The 15,047-nt window shown below is 49.5% G+C and carries 16 protein-coding genes, 2 tRNA genes and 1 pseudogene; 12 read left to right on the top strand and 7 right to left on the bottom strand.

What is annotated here, in order from left to right:
- Positions 1 to 144: 144 nt before the first annotated feature.
- Both AC2FCQ_RS22745 and AC2FCQ_RS22740 read left to right on the top strand, forming a co-directional pair.
- The gene (locus tag AC2FCQ_RS22745; RefSeq protein ID WP_490309004.1) at positions 145 to 480 is read left to right on the top strand and encodes an NIPSNAP family protein; all 336 of its coding nucleotides are present in this window, start codon (positions 145 to 147) and stop codon (positions 478 to 480) included.
- On the top strand, positions 477 to 860 hold the full coding sequence (locus tag AC2FCQ_RS22740; RefSeq protein ID WP_209635777.1) for a hypothetical protein: 384 nt from the start codon (positions 477 to 479) through the stop codon (positions 858 to 860). The genes AC2FCQ_RS22745 and AC2FCQ_RS22740 overlap by 4 nt, the downstream gene beginning before the upstream one ends.
- 95 nt (positions 861 to 955) lie before the next feature.
- On the opposite strand, the gene AC2FCQ_RS22735 is transcribed toward AC2FCQ_RS22740, so the two are convergent.
- Positions 956 to 1,045 (bottom strand) — tRNA-Ser (locus AC2FCQ_RS22735).
- A 92-nt stretch (positions 1,046 to 1,137) separates the two neighbouring features.
- Here AC2FCQ_RS22735 and mtfA point away from each other — a divergent pair.
- The 3 genes from mtfA (at position 1,138) to AC2FCQ_RS22720 (ending at position 2,474) form a co-directional block, all read left to right on the top strand.
- Entirely contained in the window at positions 1,138 to 1,926 is a 789-nt protein-coding gene (gene mtfA / locus AC2FCQ_RS22730; protein ID WP_209635780.1) for a DgsA anti-repressor MtfA, read from the top strand.
- A gap of 102 nt (positions 1,927 to 2,028) precedes the next feature.
- Positions 2,029 to 2,104 (top strand) — tRNA-Asn (locus AC2FCQ_RS22725).
- A 259-nt stretch (positions 2,105 to 2,363) separates the two neighbouring features.
- Positions 2,364 to 2,474 (top strand): YmiA family putative membrane protein, encoded by a 111-nt coding sequence (locus AC2FCQ_RS22720; RefSeq protein WP_416221875.1) that lies wholly within the window; start codon positions 2,364 to 2,366, stop codon positions 2,472 to 2,474.
- Positions 2,475 to 2,662: 188 nt separating this feature from the next.
- On the opposite strand, the gene AC2FCQ_RS22715 is transcribed toward AC2FCQ_RS22720, so the two are convergent.
- The 4 genes from AC2FCQ_RS22715 to AC2FCQ_RS22700 all read right to left on the bottom strand — a co-directional run bounded on the left by AC2FCQ_RS22715 (position 2,663) and on the right by AC2FCQ_RS22700 (position 5,991).
- A complete protein-coding gene (locus tag AC2FCQ_RS22715) occupies positions 2,663 to 3,853 on the bottom strand; it encodes a sensor histidine kinase (RefSeq protein ID WP_265554074.1) in 1,191 nt (396 codons plus the stop codon).
- Between the two features lie 147 nt (positions 3,854 to 4,000).
- The gene (locus tag AC2FCQ_RS22710; protein ID WP_265554076.1) at positions 4,001 to 4,669 is read right to left on the bottom strand and encodes a helix-turn-helix transcriptional regulator; all 669 of its coding nucleotides are present in this window, start codon (positions 4,667 to 4,669) and stop codon (positions 4,001 to 4,003) included.
- 41 nt (positions 4,670 to 4,710) lie between these two features.
- Positions 4,711 to 5,091 (bottom strand): hypothetical protein, encoded by a 381-nt coding sequence (locus AC2FCQ_RS22705; RefSeq protein WP_265554078.1) that lies wholly within the window; start codon positions 5,089 to 5,091, stop codon positions 4,711 to 4,713.
- A gap of 204 nt (positions 5,092 to 5,295) precedes the next feature.
- Positions 5,296 to 5,991, bottom strand: a complete 696-nt coding sequence (locus AC2FCQ_RS22700; protein ID WP_265554196.1) for a response regulator — start codon at positions 5,989 to 5,991, stop codon at positions 5,296 to 5,298.
- A 690-nt stretch (positions 5,992 to 6,681) separates the two neighbouring features.
- Here AC2FCQ_RS22700 and AC2FCQ_RS22695 point away from each other — a divergent pair.
- From AC2FCQ_RS22695 to AC2FCQ_RS22680, 4 genes are read left to right on the top strand one after another with little or no spacing between them, the layout of a single operon-like run.
- Positions 6,682 to 7,266 carry a fimbrial protein gene (locus tag AC2FCQ_RS22695; RefSeq protein ID WP_265554080.1) on the top strand — a complete coding sequence of 195 codons (585 nt, stop codon included), beginning with the start codon at positions 6,682 to 6,684 and terminating at the stop codon, positions 7,264 to 7,266.
- 54 nt (positions 7,267 to 7,320) lie between these two features.
- Positions 7,321 to 8,016: a fimbrial biogenesis chaperone gene (locus tag AC2FCQ_RS22690; RefSeq protein WP_265554081.1), complete on the top strand. Its 696-nt coding sequence runs from the start codon at positions 7,321 to 7,323 to the stop codon at positions 8,014 to 8,016.
- 15 nt (positions 8,017 to 8,031) lie between these two features.
- On the top strand, positions 8,032 to 10,542 hold the full coding sequence (locus AC2FCQ_RS22685) for a fimbria/pilus outer membrane usher protein (RefSeq protein WP_490309003.1): 2,511 nt from the start codon (positions 8,032 to 8,034) through the stop codon (positions 10,540 to 10,542).
- A 19-nt stretch (positions 10,543 to 10,561) separates the two neighbouring features.
- Complete coding sequence (locus tag AC2FCQ_RS22680) at positions 10,562 to 11,620, top strand: fimbrial protein (protein ID WP_490309002.1); 1,059 nt, start codon at positions 10,562 to 10,564, stop codon at positions 11,618 to 11,620.
- A 9-nt stretch (positions 11,621 to 11,629) separates the two neighbouring features.
- Here AC2FCQ_RS22680 and AC2FCQ_RS22675 read toward each other — a convergent pair.
- A pseudogene (locus tag AC2FCQ_RS22675) lies at positions 11,630 to 12,538 on the bottom strand (substrate-binding domain-containing protein); the annotation flags it as partial.
- Between the two features lie 320 nt (positions 12,539 to 12,858).
- Between AC2FCQ_RS22675 and AC2FCQ_RS22670 the strand changes: the two are divergent.
- The 3 genes from AC2FCQ_RS22670 to AC2FCQ_RS22660 are packed head-to-tail and all read left to right on the top strand — an operon-like array spanning position 12,859 to position 14,490.
- On the top strand, positions 12,859 to 13,365 hold the full coding sequence (locus AC2FCQ_RS22670) for a MarR family winged helix-turn-helix transcriptional regulator (RefSeq protein WP_265554087.1): 507 nt from the start codon (positions 12,859 to 12,861) through the stop codon (positions 13,363 to 13,365).
- Entirely contained in the window at positions 13,362 to 14,138 is a 777-nt protein-coding gene (locus AC2FCQ_RS22665; protein ID WP_490309162.1) for a DNA alkylation repair protein, read from the top strand. The genes AC2FCQ_RS22670 and AC2FCQ_RS22665 overlap by 4 nt, the downstream gene beginning before the upstream one ends.
- A 13-nt stretch (positions 14,139 to 14,151) precedes the next feature.
- Positions 14,152 to 14,490 (top strand): DUF6616 family protein, encoded by a 339-nt coding sequence (locus tag AC2FCQ_RS22660; protein WP_209635852.1) that lies wholly within the window; start codon positions 14,152 to 14,154, stop codon positions 14,488 to 14,490.
- A gap of 42 nt (positions 14,491 to 14,532) precedes the next feature.
- On the opposite strand, the gene AC2FCQ_RS22655 is transcribed toward AC2FCQ_RS22660, so the two are convergent.
- On the bottom strand, positions 14,533 to 15,047 hold a 515-nt coding region (locus AC2FCQ_RS22655), incomplete at its 5' end, for a substrate-binding domain-containing protein (RefSeq protein ID WP_490641563.1).

The following is a 15,047-nucleotide window of genomic DNA, read 5'->3' as shown; positions in this document are numbered from 1 at the left end:
GGTGAGCCATAAAATACTGCAAGGCAATGGGCGGGCATTATTTCTGAGGCGTTATGGGGGCGCAGGTACCCTACCAACCTGTGGGATACTGGTTGAAAAAACAGTATTCCGCGTGCCATGATGGCACAACATCAAGGAGGTGGAATGAAAACCGTAGAAATTCTGTTGTATGCCCTACAAACAGGCACTGGCGAGGCATTTCATCAAATCATGCATGAGATAAGTGTGCCGTTGCACCGGACCTGCGGCATGGATGTTGTTCGTTATGGTCAATCCTTGCATGATCCGGATAGCTATTATTTAATCCGGGCCTACGATAACGCAGAACATCTCGAGACCAGCCAAAGTGCCTTCTATGCCAGCGATGCCTGGCGTTCAGGCCCCCGAGAATCCATCACTGCACTCATCGCCTCCAGCATAAAATCCGTCATTACGCTGGATAACGCCGCCCTTGGGGCATTAAGGCAAGCTGACTTATGAACAACGCCAATGCGATGCGTTATTTTTTAGCCATTTGCTTAATCATTGCGACAATTAATCATCTTGTTGCCGCCCTGAAATTTGGTTTTCTCTGGGATTATGGCTATGGCGAACAGGCATTCCTCGTCAGCCGTTTATTTTGGGGCAGTCTGACATTCCTTGACCCACTCGCGGCTTATCTTCTTATTGCCAAGCCCAAGGCCGGCATCGCCAGCACCTTAGCCATCATTACCGTTGATGTCTTGCACAATGGCTATTACGTTTACCTTAATCACCAATGGTTCGAGCCTTTCTTTATCTTCCAATGTGCCTTTTTGGTTATCAGCTATCTCTTTGCCGTCAGAATAAAAAGAAAGGGTTTTGTTCAGGCAAGGCAATAAGCAGCGCCGCCCTGGGCAGCAGCAGTGATTTTTGATCGCGATGGGGCATGTGAGGCGTGGATCACAGACAAAATCGTCTGTAAGTGATTGAATAATGGCGGAGAGAGGGGGATTTGAACCCCCGGTAGAGTTGCCCCTACTCCAGTTTTCGAGACTGGTCCGTTCAGCCGCTCCGGCATCTCTCCTTCAAGTGCTTGCTATCATGCCCCTTTTTGCGGCATTTTTACAGAGTTAGCCTCCAGCCGAATGTTCAAGTGAAGACTTTGCGAGCAACGCGATGATTAAATGGCCGTGGAAAACGCATCAACCGCAGGCGGAAACGCTTGCCCAGTGGCAAGACGCGCTGGCAATTCCCCTGCTCTCTCCGCTGGATGAGCGGGAACAACAACGGCTGGTTGCCGTTGCCGGGCAGATTTTGCAGCAAAAACGCATTGTCCCGTTACAAGGGCTGGTGCTGACGCCGCAAATGCAGGCGCGCATTGCCCTGCTGTTCGCGTTGCCGGTAATGGAGTTGGGTGCCGAATGCCTTGACGGTTTCAATGAGATTTTGCTCTACCCAACCCCTTTTGTGGTGGAAGATGAATGGCAGGATGATTTCGGCCTGGTGCATTCCGGGCCCGTAGTACAATCTGGCCAGAGCTGGGAACAGGGGCCGATCGTACTCAATTGGCAGGACGTGCAAGACTCTTTCGATCTCTCCGGTTTTAACCTGGTGATCCATGAGGCGGTGCACAAACTGGATATGCGCAATGGCGGCAGCGCTACGGGGGTCCCCCCTATTCCGCTACGCGACATTGCCGCCTGGGAACATGACCTGCACGCCGCAATGGAAAACCTGCAGGACGAGATCGACATGGTCGGCGAAGACGCCGCCAGCATGGATGCCTACGCCGCGACCGATCCGGCCGAGTGCTTTGCCGTGCTGTCAGAGTATTTTTTCAGCGCTCCCGAACTGCTGGCCAACCGTTTTCCCGCGCTATACCAGCATTTCTGCCGCTTCTATAAACAAGATACGCTCGCGCGTTTGCAACGCTGGCAAGCTGAGGGCGGCACAGAACTGCTATAACCACGCCCGCATTGCTCAGATGCTGAGCAGTCGCGCCGAATCGGTGAATTTAGCGTTGACACACTCTGGGCGGCTGGATATGATGCGCCCCGTTCAGACAATTCCTCTGTAGTTCAGTCGGTAGAACGGCGGACTGTTAATCCGTATGTCACTGGTTCGAGTCCAGTCAGAGGAGCCATATTAGAAAAGCCCGCTTAAGGAAACTTAAGCGGGCTTTTTGCATTCATACGTAAAATTATTACCTGTAATTTATCTTCCCTTCCCCCTCACAAGACAATTGTCTCATCAATGCGTAAGACTAGACCGCCTTATTTATTTCTATCCGTACCGTAGCAAATTGTTACATATTAAAAATGCTGTTCCAGAGACTATTCTCATTTATAAAAAATCGTCTGAACTGATAATAACCGAAATAAGTAATCGACGGGAAATATAGGATGAACAACGAAACAGACTGGAACCTTCGGCGTAAAGTTTGGATAGCAATAGTTACATTTTGTAGCATATTTTGGTTGGGCGTTATTTTATTAGTTCTTTGGCTGTTATGAATATAAAAAACCGGACAGGGAAATTAAACCCACCAGAAATACCTGGCGACTGGGGGTTGACAGATGCGCAGAGAAAATTCATTGAAGATATCTTTGATACCTTAGATACCTTAGATACCTCACCGTTAAATGATATATCCGAAGAAGACTTGCAGCACGCGCGACAGCCTAAAAAGCTATCCGATAGCTCACCCTTTGGATAAAATATTTCTCACTGGCAGTTGAATAATGAAGCGCATACCTCCTTCAGGATGAATATTAACTACCAAATGCCCATCATGCAGTTCACAAATTGCTCTGGCAATTGACAGACCCAGCCCACTACCGCCGAAATTGCGTGCTCTTGAGCTGTCCGCTCTGGAGAAACGCTCAAACATCAGCGGTATAAACTCATGACTCACCCCAGGCCCATGATCGCGAAAAGTGATAGCGATATGATCCTGATAATCACGCAGAGTGATATCCAATACCTTACCTTCAGTGGCGTAGTTCAGCGCATTGTCCATCAGAATAGTGAATACCTGCCCCATCCGGAAGGGATCAATCAGGACAATCAAAGGTGAACAAGCCGAGATGTTAAAAGAAAAATCCGCCACATCAAGACGAAGCTGTAGCCAGGCTTCCTTTTCCCGTAACAGCTCAATGACATCGACCGGTGACTTATCCAAAGTCAGCTGCCGCGCTTGGGCAAGAGACAAAAGATGCAAATCATCAATCAACCGATTCAAATGCGTGAGTTGATTCATGATCATCGTAAGATGATGCGTTTCAGGGGGAAAAACGCCATCAATGACCCCGTGGAGCCGTCCCATGGCGGCAGTTAATGGAGCACGAAGTTCGTGTGCCATCGCGGCATGGGAGGTTTTTAGCTCACGATCGAAAGCTGAAAGACGGCCTGTCATGGTATTGAAGTCCGTAGTCAGCTTGATAAGTTCCGCCGGTGCATTTTTGGTTAACCCGGCCCGAGCCGTGAACTTGCCCCTGGATACTGCACGGGCTGCCATAGCCAAACGCGTAAATTGCTCTGACAGCGGCCTGGCGGTATACAGCCCCAGAATGATGATAAATGGGACGATAACGCAGGCGTAAAGCGTCAGCAGCTTCCAGTCAATCGCAAAGGAGAAAGGGCTGGAAAAATCGACGCCATACCATTCATCAACAATTCCATGAAAGCGTTGCAGGTTGCTTTCCGGATTTTTAACCAAGGCCAGGAACTCTTTCCTGACAGCGTCCGGCATCGATCGCACCACAAAAAAATTCAGATAGGTGTACCACGACCACATACATCCGGCGATAAGTGCAAGAGTACCTATCGCCACCAGCAGGATACGTACCGTGATCCAATGCCACAACGAAACACCTTTTTCAGGCTTACCCATAGCAAACCATACCCTTATTCAAAACCGCTAACTGCAGGTCGGATGCCCTACAGTACCCGGAACTTAGCGATGCTTTTCAGACTAGTATAGCCTTGTTGCATGACTCTGATCGGCTAGGGAAACGTAAGCCCCCTTACCCTTTTGTATCTAATAACGCATTGTTGAAAAACATCCCGCACTGAAGTTCAACAAATGAACCGAGTGACTTATTCCCAACTTAAAATAGGCATTGCGTTTATGATTTGAGATAGTTTTAATACTCAGCTGCATTTTTCTGGAAATCGTCACCGGGGACAGGCCAATCATCAAATCCCTCATCACCGTTTTCTCTCTGCGGGTAAGTGAATTCAATTTATCGACCCATCGCATGCTGTTTTCCATAACCAAAAGTCGCTGGCTCCAGTCGCTGAGCTGTTTGTTTTTTCTTATCCCCAATCCCACCAGCCGTTCCACCTCGAACAATGTGTCGCGCTTATGAATTAGCGTATAAGGAAAGGAAAGGTGCAGTACCCTTGTCAGACATCCGGTATCTCCCAGCATGATGATTCCACGAGCCCTTGGGTTTCTAGTGTAAAATTTTGTAATAAGGTCAACCTCATAGGCCTGTGAAATAACCTCCCCGCTTAAATAAAAAAACACCACGGAAGTTAAACGGTTATTTTTCACATGGTAATCCAATGTTTTAAAATCAGGATTCGAAAGATACAATAATGAGGTTTTAAAAGAAGTACAGGTTTTAAAAAACTCCTCAAAAGCTTGTCCCATACCACCGCAAAGATCTGCCAATATGATTTTTCCTTGGCTTTCGCTAATCATAAATCACCCTATCGTTTTTACATTAGTCCCTTATTGGAAGATCAGGTTTTAGCGGTTAATAAATATTCAACAGGCTGTTCTGAATTTCCTCCAATCTGCAAGTGAGCCATATCAGTATTGGGTGTACTTGAGTGAAACTTTGCACCATGGCGACTTTCACGCTTTAGCTTCTGAATCAATCCACGGACACTTTTTGGTACGAAATGTTGCTGGCCCCTTTCGTCGTTATTGACTCTATTTCCAAAAGCATAATATTGACGATCTGATTGAATTAAATTGAATTTTTTAAAATAAAACTCGTGATATTTTACCCCTTTACTGTTAAGCGTAGCACTAACACCGCTCACGGATGGCTGCGACGCTGCGTAGGTTGAATGAAACAAAAAAAAAGAAACAAACAGAGATAAGATTATTGGCTTCACACTGGCTCTCCCCGAAATTACTTAACCGAATTAAACAGGCCAATTATCCAGATGCCATGCATGAATTATCAATGTTTTATCAATACCGAAAAGACATTGGAATAACTTATATTATTTTGTTATTAACAAAATGTACTCTCTTCGGCCGGCATGGTCGTCAAAACCGAACCGGCTAAGCAAAGGTCAATATCACACTGAAGTGACTTACAGCGGCTTAAATCGATAGCCAATCGCCCTTACCGTAAGCAACACATTGGTAATGCCAACACTTTCCAGCTTTCTGCGCAGATTATAGATATGAGTATCCATCACCCGCTCCAAAGCATCGCTTTCCGGCAAGCATTTTTCCAGCAACTCTTGGCGCGTGAACGCCTTGGTGGGCGCACGTAAAAAAATGGCCAACAGGGTTAACTCGGTAGGGGTCAGGGTTAGAAAGCGTGTTTCCCCTGTTGGCAGATCTACTGATACCGCCATCGCCTCAGTATCCAACTGCAAGGGGCCAAATGAAAGAAGGTCCGTGTGCTCGATGCGTTCTGAATAACGACGCATAACAGCCTGTACCCGCGCCATCACCTCGCCGGGATTGTAAGGCTTAACGATATAATCATCTGCGCCATAGCGTAAGGCACCTATCTTGTCCGAGGCATCGCTCATCGCTGATATCATAATCACCGGAGTATCCATTTTTTTACGCAGCCGGTTAAGGACTTCAGTTCCTGCGATACCTGGCAGTAATACGTCCAGCAAGATCAGATCCGGACGCCATTGCTGCGCCATATCCAACCCCTTCACACCATCGGTCGCGATGGAAACCACAAAATGCTCTCTCACCAGGTAAGCCTCCAGTACTTCTGCTGCATCCATATCATCTTCGATGATGAGCACTCGTTTTTTATTCATGGCAAGTCTCGCTAACCTAGCTGCTGGTGAAAAATAAGTCAGTGCCATCACGGCGAACTCTTATTGCACATAATTATAACAAACACTGGTCTGGGCCGCCCGACAAGCAGTGATACTCGCGGTGAAAAACCGGTGTTTATCAACAGCACCTACCAATACCCTTGTTTTATATGCGTAGATTTCACGCCGCAGCACCAGTATTCAGGCAATGGAAGCCCCTTATTGAATCGTTTGAAAAGCTATCACTTTATAACATTATGGATATTCCCCAGATATCATGCGTACCATAAACAGTTAAAAACATGAAAAAACAAGTTACATTCCCATTATGACGAAAAAATAAATCCTAAAAAGAAAGATAATTCTTAATTTAATCGCGCAATGCAGTGAAACTCAAAGCACCAAATAAAATAACAGAGACTATTCTTAACCAATTTAACAAACATTAAACGTAACTAAACTAAATGGTGATGGTATTTTTTAACCCCCGCTGTTGATTTTACCGAAACATCAGAACTACTATATATTCGCCAAGCAGGTTAATTCCCCCATCTCCTGTCTGGCTGTAGATTGCACTTGGTTTTCAAACAAAAATACACGTTCATGTGTATGGCTTTATTTTTCCTAAAAACAATGATTCAAGACAACCGCAGTAGATATTCAAACTTCAACTTGTTAACGAGGCGTAATATGAACAAGAAACTTCTTTCTTGCGCAGTGCTGGCAAGTATCATTGCTACCCCGGTAGCCATGGCCGCCGGCAGTGCCGCGGGTGGCATAATTTCATTCACCGGCGCTATTACCGATACCACCTGCACCATTAACGGAGGTAAAAGCGCGGACTTCACCGTGGCGTTATCGCCTATCACCGTTGCTGATGCCAGCGCCGTTGTAGGGCTTATCAACAAGAACAAGAAGTCGTTTGCGTTGACATTTTCCGACTGCGCACCGGCTTCCGTAACCGCCGGAAGTCCACTACAAATTTATTTCTCCTCTGCAGATAACATATCTAACGACGGCAAATATCTGCTTAATAACTCAGTCAATGAAAACGATGCTACCACGGCCAAAAATGTGGGCTTCGCATTGACCGAAACAGGAAAAACCACGGCCATTCCTTTGAATGTGCCTTACAAAACCACGCTAAAAGGCGATAAGAAATCTCCAGATACCGAAACGCTGACATTTGATGCCTATTACTACAAAACCAATACCTTGGCCGCTAAACCCGGACCTCTGAGCTCCAATCTGACTTATACCATTTCATATCAGTAATCGATGAATATTGGCCAGATCCATCCTGCTGGATCTGGCCATTTAGGGGCTAAAATGAAATATAGCACGCTGGTTAGCGGCCTGATCTTTATCACCGTTTCTGCAAATGCAAATATTGTTATCAATGGTACCCGATTTATTTACCCGGAAAAAAACAAAGAAATTGTCGTACAGCTTAATAATAGCGGCGATGCCCCTTCTTTGGTTCAAGCATGGATTGATAATGGTGATATCAATTCCACACCAGAGACGGCAAAAGTCCCTTTTTTACTTTCGCCGCCCGTAGTCAAAGTCGCTAAAAACAGCGGCCAGCAATTGCGCATACAAAAACTCGCGGTGACATTGCCTGCCGATCGCGAATCGATATTTTTCCTTAACGTGCTTGATATCCCACCGGTACCGGAAAATTTAAAAGATAAAAACACGCTGCAACTGGCGGTAAAGTCCAGGCTAAAGCTATTTTATCGTCCGCAAAAGCTGCAAGGGGGGCCTGATTATTCCGATAAAGAGATTTTGCTTTCTGCTTTGGGCCAAACACTAAAGATAGCCAATAAATCCCCCTATTACTTTTCCATTTCAAACATCAGCGCCCAAGATAAAAAGCCGCTTTTATCCGCACCGGTCATGGTTGCGCCATTTTCTACGCTGACAACGGCAAGCCGTTTTCCCGTCAAGGGGAAAGAAAAATTCACACTGACCTATGTGGATGACTTCGGTGCCTACAACAGCAAAACATTCACCGCGGAATAAACAAGAGTGCGCAGAATGAAGCTAAATAAAAAAGTACTCTCTTTACTGACGGTGTCTTCATTATTACTGCTCAATAAGTCCCTGGCAGCCGTGACCTTTGATACCCGTCTGCTGGCAGGTGCCTCAAAAGAATCTGACCTGTCCCGTTTTTATAAGGAAACCGATCTGCCGGCAGGCAATCAGTTGTTCAATGTTTACGTTAACGGCAACTGGAAAGGTCGTTTTACCCTGAAGCTGGGCCAGTCCAAAGATGATGTCAAAATCAGCCACGCAGATGCCGCTGCTTTGGACATCGATCTCGGTCAATTGCAAAATATCCTGTCCAAAAATGCCGTTCTGACCTTGCAACAGTTGGTTCAGGGCGGACATGCAGAAATGGATGTTCAAACGCTCAGCCTGCAACTCAGCGTGCCGCAGGCCCATATGCTCCATTCAGAGGCGGGCTATGTCGCCCCCCAATTTTGGGATCGTGGCATTTCCGCCCTGCTGCTGTCTTATAACACCAGTTACTACAGCGTAAAATCCAAAACGGCCAACGGCGCCAACAGCGATGACTTTTATCTCGGCCTGGACTCCGGATTAAATCTGGCCGGCTGGCAATTACGCGACAGCAGTACCTTCAGCCATTACTCAAGCAGCGGCAATCGTTGGCAAAATACCACCCGCTACGTGCAACAGGGTATCGCGTCTATCAAGTCGGATTTCAAGGCCGGTGATTTCTATTCGTCGAGCGAACTGTTCGATTCCATCAGATTGCGAGGCGTCTCGCTGGCATCCGACGTCAATATGCTACCCAATTCTCAACAGGGATATTCCCCGGTAGTCCGTGGGGTGGCGCAGACCAATGCCCTGGTGAAGATCTCGCAAAACGGCGGCATTATCTATCAGGAAAATGTGGCGCCAGGTCCCTTCACCATAGATAGCATTCCGCCTACCGGCTCAGGCGGGGATCTTCTGGTGGTGGTACAGGAAGCGAACGGCAGCAAGCAATCCTTTACCGTACCCTTCTCCGCCGTGCCGAATATGCTAAAGCAAAGGGTGTATAAATATAGCCTGATCGCCGGGAAAGTGAATCAGATCAATACCGATTACTCCCCGACCTTTGTCCAAGGCACCCTGCAATATGGTCTGAATAACCTGGTGACCGCCTATGGTGGCACCACCACCAGCAACGACTACCATGCCTATCTGCTCGGTACCGGCTGGAATTTGCCTTTCGGGGCGGTGTCGCTGGATGTTACCCATGCCAACACCCGATTGAAGAACCAAACGGAAAGCGGACAAAGCTATCGCATTGCCTACAGTAAGTTTTTGGACAGCACCGCCACCAACTTCACGCTGGCGGCATACCGCTATTCTACCCGCGGCTATTACTCGTTCACCGACGCCATTTACTCTAATGAAGGCTTCCGTCAACTGGAACAAAGAAGGCGGCAGTATTTAACCGACGCGACCGCAACAGAAGTGGCCGATCTGGACTTGAATACGCTGGACGCCCTGCGCTCAGCACGGCCACGTAACACCTTTAACCTTAGTCTGAATCAACGCCTCGGCGACCACTGGGGTACGCTGTACTTCTCCGGGACCCAGCGTGATTACTGGAGCGAGAATGATAAAACTCGTGAATATCAACTGGGGTACGCCAATACGCTGGGCAACATCAATTACAGCCTCTCAGCCAGCCGAGTGCGCAGTAACGCGGCTAAAGAAGAGACGCGTTATTACCTGTCGTTCAGCGTACCGCTGAGCGCCTTCGACAATAGCGCCTATCTGAGCACCGGGTTGGCGATGACCGACTCGCGCTACCAACAAAGCAACGTCAGTTTGAGCGGCACGGCGCTTGAATCCAACCGATTAAGCTATTCCATTGCCGGAGCCAACCAGAGCAAAGGGGCAAACATGACCAGCCTGAACGCGGCGTATCGGGCCAACTCCTCTACCCTTGGCGGCGCCTACAGTGAATCGCGCGACTACCGGCAAACCGGCATCAGTGCCCGTGGCAGCCTGGTGGCGATCCCTTGGCATATCCTGGCCTCGAACGAGGTCGGCAATACTCTGACGGTGGTGGACGCGCCGCAGGCCAAAGGATTGGTCGTGAACGGTGACCAAAGTATCGTCACAAATGCCGACGGCCTGGCACTGGTGCCTTACGCCACCCCTTATCGCCAAAACACCATCACCTTATCCAACTCGGAGAATGCGTCCGGTGCCGAAATTCTCGGCAACGTGGGCAATATTGTTCCCTACTTTGGTGCCGTCAATTATCTGAAGTTTGACACCGATCGCCGGCAATCTTACCTCTTGCGAGCGCACCAGCCTGACGGAACCCCCTTGCCGTTTGGCACGGAGGTCACCGACGCCTCCGGAACCCCGCTTGGCTTCGTTGGCCAAGCCAGCACGCTGTATATCAAAGCCGATAAACAGCCAGATTATCTGCAGGTTCGGCTCAACGCCGACCGACAACGGCACTGCGCGATCGAACACCCACAGTTTGGCCTGAATTCTGTGCAAAACGTCTGCCAATAACTCTTTCAGAGGTAAGATTATGAAAACCATCCCTTTGGCGTTACTGCTTTCGAGCCTGTTCAGTGGCTATAGCTACGCCGCTTGCTCCGACAATAGCGGTATCAAACTTTCCGCACCGATCTCCATTGATCTATCCGATAAGCTCAGCGCCCAGACGCCGGTATGGAGCCTGACGTTACCTACCCAATATACCGGAACCTTCACTTGTAGTAGCAGAGGTGGCACCATCGGTTTTTTCGTTCCCCTGGAGAAAAATTCAATAGTGATGGGTTTTTCCAATGGAAAATATTTGGTCAATGTCGCTATGCAACCCCTGCAATCCGACTCAATGGAGATTTCAGACAGTAAGCAGCATTCAGCCTCAGAGCTGAACCAAAATATGAATCTCACCTTCTCGCTGGTCACCGATTCCGGAAAAAATGTCAGTGGCGATACCTTCAATATCAGCGATACGGTGATAGCTTCGGATTTGACGTCGCTAAATCTGATCCTCTGGTTGCTAAAACAAGTGGGGAAAATAGTGCAGTGGGTCGCTTCACTGTTCCAGACCTGGCCATATGACAACACTGATATGTTTGGTCAGCCGTTGATTATCAAATATGCGCCAAAACTGACCACTTGCAGCTTCGACAATGCTGGATTAACGGTCGCCCTGCCGACTCAAGGGATCAGCCAGATCCTCAAAAATAATAAACCTGGCTACACACCCTTTATGCTGAATTTTAAATGCGAACAATTAGCGGCGAACAATACCGCTACGCGCGCCATTGATATTTTCCTGTCCAGTAATACTCTGCTGAGTACCGACAATAGCGTGATGGTGGATAACACCAACGGTGCCGCCAAAGGTGCGGGTATCCGCCTGGTCAATGTCGGTCAGCCTGATGCGCCGATTGTACTGTCGACATCTACTGCCAGCCGCAACAACGCCACGTCGCTGTTCAACGTGCAGCGGGGAGGGAGTCTGACGTCCAGTTTCTCGCTTTCTCTGGCGGCGTTTTATTTTGCTTATGCCCCCACTGACGTTAGCGCGGGGAAAATCAATACCACTGCCACGTTGAATATTGTCTATCCCTAACGACTTTATTCAGGCGCCGCGAATGGTGCCGCGCCAGACAAAATCAGCATGGTACAGCCGGGTTTCACCCGGCATATCCTGGCCCAACGCCGGCATCATGCTCTCTTCCTTCTGCTCTTCGGCCACCAGCCACTCAACCGAATCCTCAGCAAATAACGCCACCGGTTGGGTAAAGGTGGTGAGATGGTAAGAAGACCAAGCCGCCTGCGGAATATCGTCGTAGCCTGCGACACAAAGATCTTCTGGAATCCGCAGACCAAAGCGATGGCGCGCCTCGTCCATAAAACCGCAAGCCAATAAATCCGTGACGCAGAATACCGCGTCCGGCCGCTCGCGGCGGGTCAACAGCCGGTGCGCCAGGATCTGACCACTTTCATAAGATGTGGTACCAAAACGCTCAACGCTCACCTGCAAGCCCACGCCTTCTGCCGCCTGAAGAAAACCGCGTTCACGCGCCATCAGGCTTGGCGTACCGGCCAATGAGTTGGCAAAAGCAATGCGCTGGCAGCCCGCACGGGCAAAGGCCATCACAATCCTGCCTGCCGCTTCTTCGTTATCCAGCCGGATGCTGAGTGACCCCGGTAAGGTGTCGTTACGGTTAATCAGCACCAGTCGCTGACCGTGTTTGTGACACAAACGGGCAATGCCACTGTCCGGCATCCCGGACAGCACAAAAGAGGCATCTGCACGGAAGTTAATTGCCTGCTGCAATGCCTGGGAAACACTGTCATCAGAGCGATCGGTGTTAATCAACATGGCAATTTTCCCCACATCCTGCAGGTGCTGGGTCAGCAACCGTACCAGGCTGGCACGATAAGGCGTCGCCAGTTCTGAAACGATCAGGCAGACAATGCCGCTACGGTTACGCACTAGCCCCCGAGCCAAATGATTCACGTGATAACCCAACTCCTCTGCCGCTCATTCCCGAACCTGACACGCTTTTTAGGACAGAACAACAATCACAAACGTGACATACATCACATTTAAAAAAGCAACAACATTTGGGACCTTATTAAGGGCTTCTCTTCAATTTAAAAAATTAAATAAATTTAATTTCAACAAGATATATTAAATGGAGCATCCAGTCAGAGGAACCATATTAGAGACGCCCGCTTAAGGAAACTTAAGCGGGCGTTTTGCTATTCAGCCGTCCCCTCCGTTCATAGTTACCTCAGCCTGTTGATCTTCTGTTTTTCTTTGCATATAGTTAGGCGCCATACTACATGGTGAGATCGAACATGAAACTTGAGCAAAAATACCTCTCCCTGCTCCAGGAAGCCCACCAACGCCAGCTTCCTGACCTGGAGAATATTCGATTATGCTTTCAAACACTTTCGCTGGCTTCAGCCATCGATCGGGACTGTGCCTCACTGCTGGCACCTTATGCCCTGTCTGAAGGCCGCTTCGTTATGCTGTTCTTGCTTGATGCAGCCAAAGAAGGGCTGGCACCGAATGCGCTGGCGGAAAAAGCGGGCGTAACGCGTGCCACCGTCACGGGTCTGCTCAATGGCCTTGAGCGGGAACATTTGCTTGAGCGCCACGCCGATATCAGCGATCGCCGGGCGTTACGTGTTCGGCTGACTCACAAGGGCGAACAGGTTGCCAAACAGGTTTTTGAGCAGCATAGCCGCTGGATAGCAGGATTGTTTGGGAACCTCTCCGCTAGCGAACAAACTCAGCTGGGTCTGTTACTCGAAAAAGTCGCAGCCAACGTAACGCCAGCCAAAGAGGAGCCAGCGATATGAGCCACTCTCCCACGCGTAAAGGAGCAATCCGCGTTTCAGACATTGCTCCCGACACTCTCACTGCATTATCCCGTGGTGAGCAACAGAGCGCTACGCTGGTCGAAGTATTGGCTCTTGACCAAATCCTATTGCTACGTACCGTTTTCCCTACCCTCTCACCTCAATCGCTGCAAGCGGCCGAGGTGGCTTGCCAACAGGGAATCGTCAAGCGAATGGCAGGCATTGGCGACATTTTATTGGCTGAACTGGGTATGGCCGGCATCGAACAATGCATGTCACACCGCTCGGATACCGTGCGTGGTTGGGCCTGTTTTATGATTGGGGCACAGACTGAAATGCGCGTAACCGAAAGGCTAGACGCTATCCGCCCTCTGGCTGACGACGATCATTTCGGTGTCCGAGAATGGGCTTGGTTGGCGGTGCGTCCAGCTTTGGTGCTAGAGCTCGATAACGCTATCGAACAGTTGGCCGTATGGACAAGGTCACCCTCTGAACGTATTCGTCGTTTTGCCAGCGAAGCATTACGGCCACGCGGCGTCTGGTCTGCGCATATTGCTGCGCTAAAACAACAGCCTGAACGAGCACTGCCAATACTTTCCCCTTTGCGGGCCGATCCGTCCCCGTATGTACAAGACTCGCTGGCGAACTGGCTCAACGACGCCGCCAAAAGTCATCCTGACTGGGTAATGGGCTTGTGTCAGCAATGGTTGCAACCCCCTCCCTCTCCAGCGACCCAGCGTATCTGCCAACGCGCTATGCGTAATCTGAAATAAGGAGAAACCGACCATGTCTCATTACCTGATTGAACTATATTCCCCCAACACTCAATGGGGCGCTTTATCCGCCACAGAACGTCAGCAGTTCGTCGACAACGTTCAGCTTGCGATGGGCAACCTATCCCATCTTGGTGTTGAAATTCTGACGTTGAGTGAAACGGACAGCACTATCGACAAATCTACAGGCCATCGTTTTGTGGGTGTCTGGCGTTTTGCTGACATTCAAACGCGGGAGATGTTGCTCGCAGGCATTAAAGCCAGCGGCTGGTATAACTACTTCGACCATGTCAATGCAGCCGGAAGCGACAACGGTTTCGAGGCTCATTTAGTTGCCTTGGCCGCCGGATAACAATGTCGCAGCGCCGCAATAAAACAAGATATTACGCCGGTTTCAGGCCCCGCGAATGGTCCCACGCCAGACAAAATCGGCATGATATAGCCGGGTTTCACCCGGCATCTCCTGTCCCAATGCTGGCATCATGCTCTCTTCTTTCTTTTCTTCCGCCATCAGCCACGCAACGGCATCCTGCGCAAACAACGCCACCGGTTGAGTAAAGGTAGTCAGGTTATAAGAGGACCAGGCCGCCTGCGGAATATCATCGTAACCGGCAACGCACAAATCCTCTGGAATACGTAACCCAAAGCGATGACGCGCCTCATCCATAAAACCGCAGGCCAGCAGATCGGTCACGCAGAATACCGCGTCCGGCCGCTCGCGGCGGGTCAACAGCCGGTGCGCCAGGATCTGACCACTTTCATAAGATGTGGTGCCAAAACGCTCAACGCTCACCTGCAAGCCCACGCCTTCTGCCGCCTGAAGAAAACCGCGTTCACGCGCCATCAGGCTTGGCGTACCGGCCAATGAGTTGGCAAAAGCAATGCGCTGGCAGCCCGCACGGGCAAAGG

It is taken from the genome of Serratia sp. CoH_134_PS_4 (assembly GCF_058190535.1).
The sequence above is the reverse complement of the archived record's forward strand: the minus strand, read 5'-3'. Positions and strand labels throughout refer to the sequence as shown.